The sequence below is a fragment of the Streptomyces sp. NPDC050619 genome (genome assembly GCF_040654815.1).
GTDB lineage: Bacteria > Actinomycetota > Actinomycetes > Streptomycetales > Streptomycetaceae > Streptomyces.
This window is the reverse complement of sequence record NZ_JBFAIR010000007.1, coordinates 167676-174932: the sequence shown is the minus strand read 5'-3', so window position 1 is coordinate 174932 and position 7257 is coordinate 167676. Positions and strand designations below refer to the sequence as shown.

The 7257-nt window shown below is 69.7% G+C and carries 4 protein-coding genes and 1 pseudogene; 4 read left to right on the top strand and 1 reads right to left on the bottom strand.

What is annotated here, in order from left to right; translation table 11 throughout:
* The first annotated feature begins 788 nt into the window (after positions 1 to 788).
* Both AB0I77_RS14690 and AB0I77_RS14685 read left to right on the top strand, forming a co-directional pair.
* Entirely contained in the window at positions 789 to 1979 is a 1191-nt protein-coding gene (locus AB0I77_RS14690) for a cytochrome P450 (protein ID WP_363282901.1), read from the top strand.
* A gap of 144 nt (positions 1980 to 2123) precedes the next feature.
* Positions 2124 to 4226, top strand: a complete 2103-nt coding sequence (locus AB0I77_RS14685) for a 3-hydroxyacyl-CoA dehydrogenase NAD-binding domain-containing protein (RefSeq protein WP_363282900.1) — start codon at positions 2124 to 2126, stop codon at positions 4224 to 4226.
* Between the two features lie 385 nt (positions 4227 to 4611).
* Here the strand turns inward: AB0I77_RS14685 and AB0I77_RS14680 are convergent.
* Positions 4612 to 5165, bottom strand: a pseudogene (locus tag AB0I77_RS14680) (sugar phosphate nucleotidyltransferase); the annotation flags it as partial.
* A gap of 283 nt (positions 5166 to 5448) precedes the next feature.
* Between AB0I77_RS14680 and AB0I77_RS14675 the strand changes: the two are divergent.
* The gene (locus AB0I77_RS14675) at positions 5449 to 6327 is read left to right on the top strand and encodes a metallophosphoesterase (RefSeq protein ID WP_363282899.1); all 879 of its coding nucleotides are present in this window, start codon (positions 5449 to 5451) and stop codon (positions 6325 to 6327) included.
* A complete protein-coding gene (locus tag AB0I77_RS14670) occupies positions 6324 to 6971 on the top strand; it encodes a 4'-phosphopantetheinyl transferase superfamily protein (protein ID WP_363282898.1) in 648 nt (215 codons plus the stop codon). Before AB0I77_RS14675 ends, AB0I77_RS14670 begins: the two co-directional genes overlap by 4 nt.
* Positions 6972 to 7257 lie beyond the last annotated feature (286 nt).

Sequence of the window (7257 nt, the reverse complement as noted above, 5' to 3'; positions counted from 1 at the left end):
AGAAAAGCCCTCTTTCAACCCCCGAGATCCCGATCGAGCCAGGCCACGACCGAGCGGGGCGGCGATCAGGAAAGGACTTCAACTTCGTGTGTCGATCCGACAGCGGATCAAGACGGCGGTGCAATCACAGGCCGTGCGGGCTCCGTCGGCCGCCGGCATCCGCTGGATCGGACTCTCCGCACGATCTCCCTCGAAGCCGCGTCTGAATCAGGTTTGCGCTGAAGAACGAGCGGGCGCCTTACGCGACAACGAACAGCACGCGTACCGGAAATGAACTCATCGTCGAGGCCAGGATTCTGCCGGGCGTGCGGTGGTCGAACGTCACAGCGCAGAGGGGCTGGAGTGTGCCTTGGGACAGGTCCGCAGAACCTCCACGACGCGCCTTCGCGCCTGCCGTTCCACGACCATGCCCTCATCGCCCCCCCAAAAAAACCACGTACGCCTGTTCGGACCACAGGAGCACTCACAATACCCCACGGCAATTGCACATCAAGGGAATTGAAGGGCCTTGATCAACCTTGACGCAAACGGAACACCCCGCCAAGGTCATTTGGCCGCCCAGGACACCGACGATCGCGTCGTCGTCCCGCGGCACGGGCGGGAGCCGGAAACCCGACCGGAAACCCGAGGAGGACAGGGCCCCCGCACGCGGGCGCACCGCGCGGCCCCGCGTCGCGGTGAACCCACGCACAGCCGACCATAGTTGACCGCTCAGGGACGCACCGGGATGATCCAGTGCCCGGGCACAGTTGCTGCCGGGGACCGACATTCGCCTTAGGGGTGCAGACGTGACAGAAGCCGTTTCCTACCCGCAGGATCGCTCCTGCCCCTACCAGCCGCCCACCGGCTACCAGCCGTTACTCGAGGCGGGGCCGATCACCCGCGCCAAACTCTACGACGGGCGCGAGGCGTGGATCGTGACGGGTCACGCCGAAGCACGGCAGCTCCTGACCGACGAGCGCCTGTCGTCGGTCCGGGAGAACCCCGCCTTCCCGGTGCCCTCGCCGCGCTTCGCGGCCATCCCGCTCGAACAGCGCCGCACCCCCTTGCTCGGCGCCGACGGCCCCGAGCACCACGCCCAACGCCGCATGCTGCTGCCGAGGTTCACCAACCAGCGTGTCGCCGACCTGCGCCCGCGGATCCAGCAGCTCGTGGACGAGCTGCTGGACGACATGATCGAGAAGGGCCCGACCGCCGACCTGGCCACGGCGTTCGCGCTCCCGCTGTCGTCGAGCGTGATCTGCGCGCTGCTCGGCGTGCCCTACACCGACCACGCCTTCTTCGAGGAGCAGTCCTCGCTCCTGCTGCGCGCCACGACGGGCGAGGAGGCCGCGGGTGCCGCCGTTCAACTCATGACCTACATGGGGGAACTGATTGCCCGCAAGGAGAGCGACCCGGGTGACGACCTGCTGGACACCCTGGTCGCCCACCTGCGAGCGGGCGAGCTGGAACGTCAGGACGCGGTGAGCCTGGCGATCTTCATGCTCATCGCCGGTCACGAGTCGACCGCCAACATGATCACGTTGAGCACCCTGACGCTGCTGGAGCACCCCGCGCAGCTCGCCGCGCTGCGGGCCGACGACTCGCTGTTCCCGAACGCCGTGAACGAACTCCTGCGACTCCTCTCCATCGTGGAAGGCCTGGCCCGGGTGGCCACCAAGGAGATAGGAATCGGAGGGGTGGTCATCCGCCCCGACGACGCGGTGTTCTTCGCGACCTCGCTGATCAACCGGGACCCGTCCCTCTACCCGGCCCCCGACGAGCTGGACCTGGCACGCTCGGCACGCCAGCACGTCTCGTTCGGCTTCGGCACCCACCTCTGTCTCGGTCACAATCTCGCGCGCGTCGAGATGGAGATCGCGTTGCGGGCCCTGTTCACCCGCCTGCCCAACCTGCACCTGGCCACCCCGATCGATCAGATCTCGATCTCACCAGGCGACACGATCCAGGGGCCGCTCTCCCTCCCGATCGCGTGGTGACGCAGGCGACGGCGACACGGGTACGCTGCCGCGCCGCCCATCTGCTCGCCCGAGCCGGTGCCGGTGCCGGTGCGGGGCACGCCAACACCCCCATGTGCGCGGTGCGGTGAAAGCCGTTCCCGGCCGGCCGTCCGAGGAAGAACCATGATCAGACAGAACCCACATCGGAGGGGCAAAGTGAGAGACGAAGTCGTGACCCGCGCGACCACCCGGGTGGTCCCGGTGGCCGGACTGGCGAAACCGGTCGCGCTGATCACCCTGGACAACGGGCTCGACCCCACCAAGCCGAACACGTTCGGCCGCGAGGGGCTCATCAGCATCGACGCCGCCTTCGACACGGCGCTGGCCGCAGACCCGGCGGCGATCGCGGTGACCGGCAAGCCCTTCTGCTTCTCCGTCGGCGCCGACCTGGCCGCCGTCGGAATGGACCGCGACACCACCCTGACCGTCGGCAAACTCGGCCACGACGCGTTCCGCCGCTTCACCGACTCCGAGATCCCGACGTTCGCGTTCGTCAACGGGGTGGCGATCGGCGGTGGACTGGAACTCGCGTTGGCGTGCCACTACCGAACGGTGGCCTCGGACGTCCCCGCGATCGGCTTTCCGGAGTGCGCCCTCGGCCTCTTACAGGGCTGGGGCGGCACGCAGCTGCTGCCGAACCTGATCGGTCCGGACCGCGCGGTCACCGTGATCATCGAGAACGCGTTCAACAACAAGATGCTCCAGCCCGCTCAGGCCGTCGAACTGGGCGTCGCGGACGTACTGTTGGACTCGGCCGACTACCTCGACCAGTCGCTGCGCTGGGTCGCCGGTGTGGTCAACGGCGAAACCGCGGTGTCCCGCCCCGAGTTCGACCGCGGCGCGGGCTGGGACGCGGCGACCGCACGGGCGCGCGCGCTCGTCGAAGCCAAGACCCACGGCGCCTCGCCCGGGCCGTTGCGGGCTGTGGAACTGCTGGACTTCGCCCGTCACAACGACCTGGACCGCGGCTACTCGGCCGAGTCCGAGGCCATGGCCGACGTCCTGATGAGCGACGAGTCTCGTGCCAGCCTGTACGCGTTCAGCCTGGTGCAGTGGCGCGTGGCCCTGCAGCCGGGCGTACCCGACGACTCACTGGCGCGTCCGGTGGAAAGGGTCGGGATCGTCGGTGCGGGTCCTGAGGCCTCGCAGCTGGCCCTGTTGTTCGCGCGACAGCTGGACGTCCCGGTCGTGCTGACCGAAGCCGACCGGGCACGCGTGGACGAAGGCGTGGGTCGCGTGCACGCCGACATCGACGCGCTGCTCAACAGCGAGCAGATGTCGCTGGACGAAGCGGACCGCGTCAAGGCACTGGTATCCGGCTCGCCGGACGGCGAAGCGCTCCGGGGGGCCGACTTCGTCGTCGCGGCCGTGGACGACGACCTCTCGGTGAAGCAGCGGGTGTTCGCGGAGACCGAGGAACACGTGTCGGCCGGATGCGTTCTGGCGACCGCCACGTCCTGTGTGTCGGTCGCGGAGGCGGCGATCAAATTGCGGCACTCGGAGCGGGTGGTGGGGTTCCACTTCGCCGAGCCGATCGCCGCCATGCCGCTGTTGGAGGTCATCCGCGCAGACAGGACCGACGACGCCACCGTGGCGACGGCGCTCGCGCTGGGCAAGGGCCTGGGGAAGTCCTGCGTATTGGTCTCGGACACGCCCGGGTTGGTGGTCGACCGGGTGCTCGCCCGGTTCCTGGGCGAGGTGGTCGCGGCACTGGACGAGGGGACGCCGTTCGAGTCGGCGGACCACGCGTTCGACCCGCTGGGCCTGCCGATGACACCGTTGGGCCTGCTGGAGCTCATCGGCCCCACGGCCGCCCTGCGCGTCACCGAGACCCTGCACACGGCGTTCCCCGACCGCTTCGCCGTGAGCGGGAACCTGCGGCGGCTCGTCGAAGCGGGCAAGACCTCCGTGTGGCTCTGGGACGCCGAGGGCAACAAGACCCTCGACCCCGAGGTCGCAGCGCTGTGGCAGACCGGGTCTTCACCGTCCGCTCCCGCCGACGTGCTGGACCGGACATCGGCGGCGCTCGCCGACGAGATCCGGCGGCTGCTGGACGAGGGCGTGGTGGCCGAACCGCAGGACGTCGACCTGTGCCTGATCCTGGGCGTCGGCTGGCCGTTCTGGCTCGGCGGGATCACGCCGTACCTCGACCGGGTTGGCGTGTCGGAGCGTGTGACCAGCCGGCGGTTCCTGCCACCGGGCATCGCCAGCGTTCCCGAGAACTAGAGCACCGGACGCGTTCCGCCCGGGCGACAGCGTGGACCCGCAGTCGTGTTCCCCGACATGCCCGCGCTGTCCGCCGGGTGTTCCGCGTCAGTGGTCGCTCCGGCCGGTGACCCGGGAGACGGTCACCGGCACGCTGTCACTGCCGTCCAAGGTGACAGTTCCGGGCCGCCTCGCCGGCGCTCGTGGCCGTCGGGCAGCCCATCGGAGCACCTCGTCTCCCGGGAGGTCAGCGGACTCTCCGGGCCGCCTTGCAGGCCTCCAGGCCGCCACTGCGAGTGGGCGGAACCCCGCCGATGAGCCGCAGGGCCTCCACCTCCCTGCGGCAGGTGTCGTCCACCGCGGTCCAGGCGACGCAGTCGACCACACGACCAGGCACCGAGGCGGTGGCGGGGGTGACCTCAACGTCCCGCCCGATCAACGAACTCTCGATGCGACGGACCCCCTGGACCGTGGCCCCGGCCAGGACGATGGAGAACGCTGTCTCGCTGGACTCGATCCGGCAGTCCGGCGCTATCGAGGTGGACGGGCCGACGTAGGAACCGATGACCAGCGTGTTCGCGCCGATCACGACCGGTCCCACGATCCGCGAGCCCCGGATCTCGGCGCCGGCTTCGATCGTGACCTGGCCGATGATCTCGCCGGCCGCGTCGACCGAGCCGTCGATGCGGCCCTCGATGCCTTCCAGCACGGCGCGGTTGACCTCCAGCATGGAACGGACGTCAGCCCATGGTCGATGAGCCACTGCAGGGCGTCGGTGATCTCTAACTCACCACGCACGGAAGGCTCGATCCCCTGTACGGCCTCATGCACAGCCGGGGTGAACAGGAAAACGCCGACCAGGGCCAGATCGCTGCGCGGGACGACCGGCTTCTCCTCCAGGGCCACCACCCTTCCAGAGATGTCGAGTTGGTCGAGGCCGAAGGCGGAGCCGTCGCCGACCGCCTCCTGGATCTCGGAGGCCGTCTCACCGACGACGCTGACCTGCGATGACGGGAGTTCTGACGCTTCCAGCACGCACAAGGTCTGCCCCATGTCCAGGGCCGTGTCTGCATGTTCGATCTCGGGTGGCCCGCGAATCTGTCCGGCGAGGGCGGCCTTGAGGAGATACCCGCGACGGCCGGGACTTGTTGTTCGGACCAGCTCAAGTCGACTACGTGTACCTGACGATGTACGGACCCGGACCGACGCGGGCGGCCGGACACTCCCTGATTATGCTGATCGGATGAGGGGGACCAAGAGCGTGGTGCGTGCGGTCAGTGACCTGCACGTGTCGTACGAGGACAACCGGGCGATCGTCGAGAAGCTGGAGCCCGGGTCGCCGGGTGACTGGCTGATCGTGGCGGGGGACGTCGGGGAGCGGTTCGAGGACCTCGAGTGGACGCTCGGGCTGCTGCGGGACAGGTTCGAGCGGGTGATCTGGGCGCCCGGGAACCATGAGCTGTGGACCGTGGAGAAGGACGCCTCGGCCGCGCTGCGCGGGGTGGCGCGGTACGAGGCACTGGTGGCGATGTGCCGACGGCTGGGCGTGCTGACGCCGGAGGACCCGTACCCGGTGTGGACGGGGGCGGGCGGCCCGGTCCGGATCGCGCCGCTGTTCCTGCTGTACGACTACTCGTTCCTGGCGCCCGGCACCTCGACCCCCGAGGAGTCGCTGGCTCGGGCACACGAGACCGGGATCGTCTGCACCGACGAGTACTACCTGCACCCCGACCCGTATCCGTCGCGGGCGGCCTGGTGCGCCGCCCGGGTCGAGGAGAGCGAGCGGCGGCTGACGGAGGCGGCGGGTGACCTGCCTCTGGTGCTGGTGAACCACTGGCCTCTGCTGCGCCAGCCGACCAGGATCATGACGTACCAGGAGTTCGCCCAGTGGTGCGGGACGGTGCGGACCGCTGACTGGCACACCCGGTTCGGCGTGGAGGCCGTGGTCTACGGCCATCTGCACATCCCCCGGCGCACCGTGTACGACGGGGTGCGGTTCGAGGAGGTGTCGCTCGGCTACCCGCGCGAGTGGCGCCGGTTCGGGCTGCGGGACGACCTCGCGCGGCAGATCGTGCCGGCACGGGACGTCCCGGCGGCGGTCGCGGGGAGGGTGGGCGCGTGATCGAGAACCTGCTGCCGTCGAGCGTGGTGTGTGTCCACAGTTTCGCCGATCGGCTCGACACCCCGCTCTTCCCCGAGGAGGAGGCCGTGATCGCTCGGGCCGTCGCCAAGCGGCGGGCCGAGTTCACCACGGTCCGCGCATGTGCACGGGAGGCGCTGGCGAAGCTCGGACACCCGCCGGCGCCGCTCCTGCCAGGGGAGCGGGGTGCGCCTGGCTGGCCGGAGGGCGTCGTGGGCAGCATGACGCACTGCCAGGGCTACCGCGCCGCCGTGGTGGCCCGGGCCGATGAGGTGGCCGCGCTCGGTATCGACGCGGAGCCGGACGAACCCCTTCCGGACGGTGTGCTGGAGAGCATCGCCCGCCCCGAGGACCTCACCGCGCTGGCCGCGCTGCCCTCCGGAGGCCTGGCCTGGGACCGGTTGCTGTTCAGCGCCAAGGAGTCCGTGTACAAGGCGTGGTTCCCGGTGGGCCGGCGGCTACTGGATTTCCAGGAGGCCTCGGTCGCCATCCTGCCGGACGGCACCTTCACGGCGCGCGTCCTGGTACCTGCACCGGACCTGCTGGGCAGGCCGCTGACCGGCTTCTCCGGCCGCTGGGCCGCCGGGAACGGGCTGGTGCTGACGACGATCGCCGTGGAGCCGTAGCGGGGTGCCTCTTCAGGCGCTGCCTGCAGATCCGGTCCTCGCGATGCGGTCTTCGACAGACGTACGGCGGCCGTCACTTGCACTGAGTCTCCGGCTATTCACCGACGTACGCCTCGATCAGCCCTCTGCACGGCTCATGCCGCCCGACCTGAGCCACGCGTGGCGACCCACATGCGCCGAGACCAAGCGGCGCTGGCCCTCTCCGCCTTCCACCTAACAGTGGCTGCCCGCTTGCCCAGCCAGCCCGGCCATACACAGACTCCTCCCGGAAAAAGCTGGGAGCACC

Coding starts and splice junctions, on each gene's coding strand:
- AB0I77_RS14685 (WP_363282900.1), top strand. CDS start 2,124: ATGATCAGACAGAACCCACATCGGAGGGGCAAAGTGAGAGACGAAGTC.
- AB0I77_RS14675 (WP_363282899.1), top strand. CDS start 5,449: ATGAGGGGGACCAAGAGCGTGGTGCGTGCGGTCAGTGACCTGCACGTG.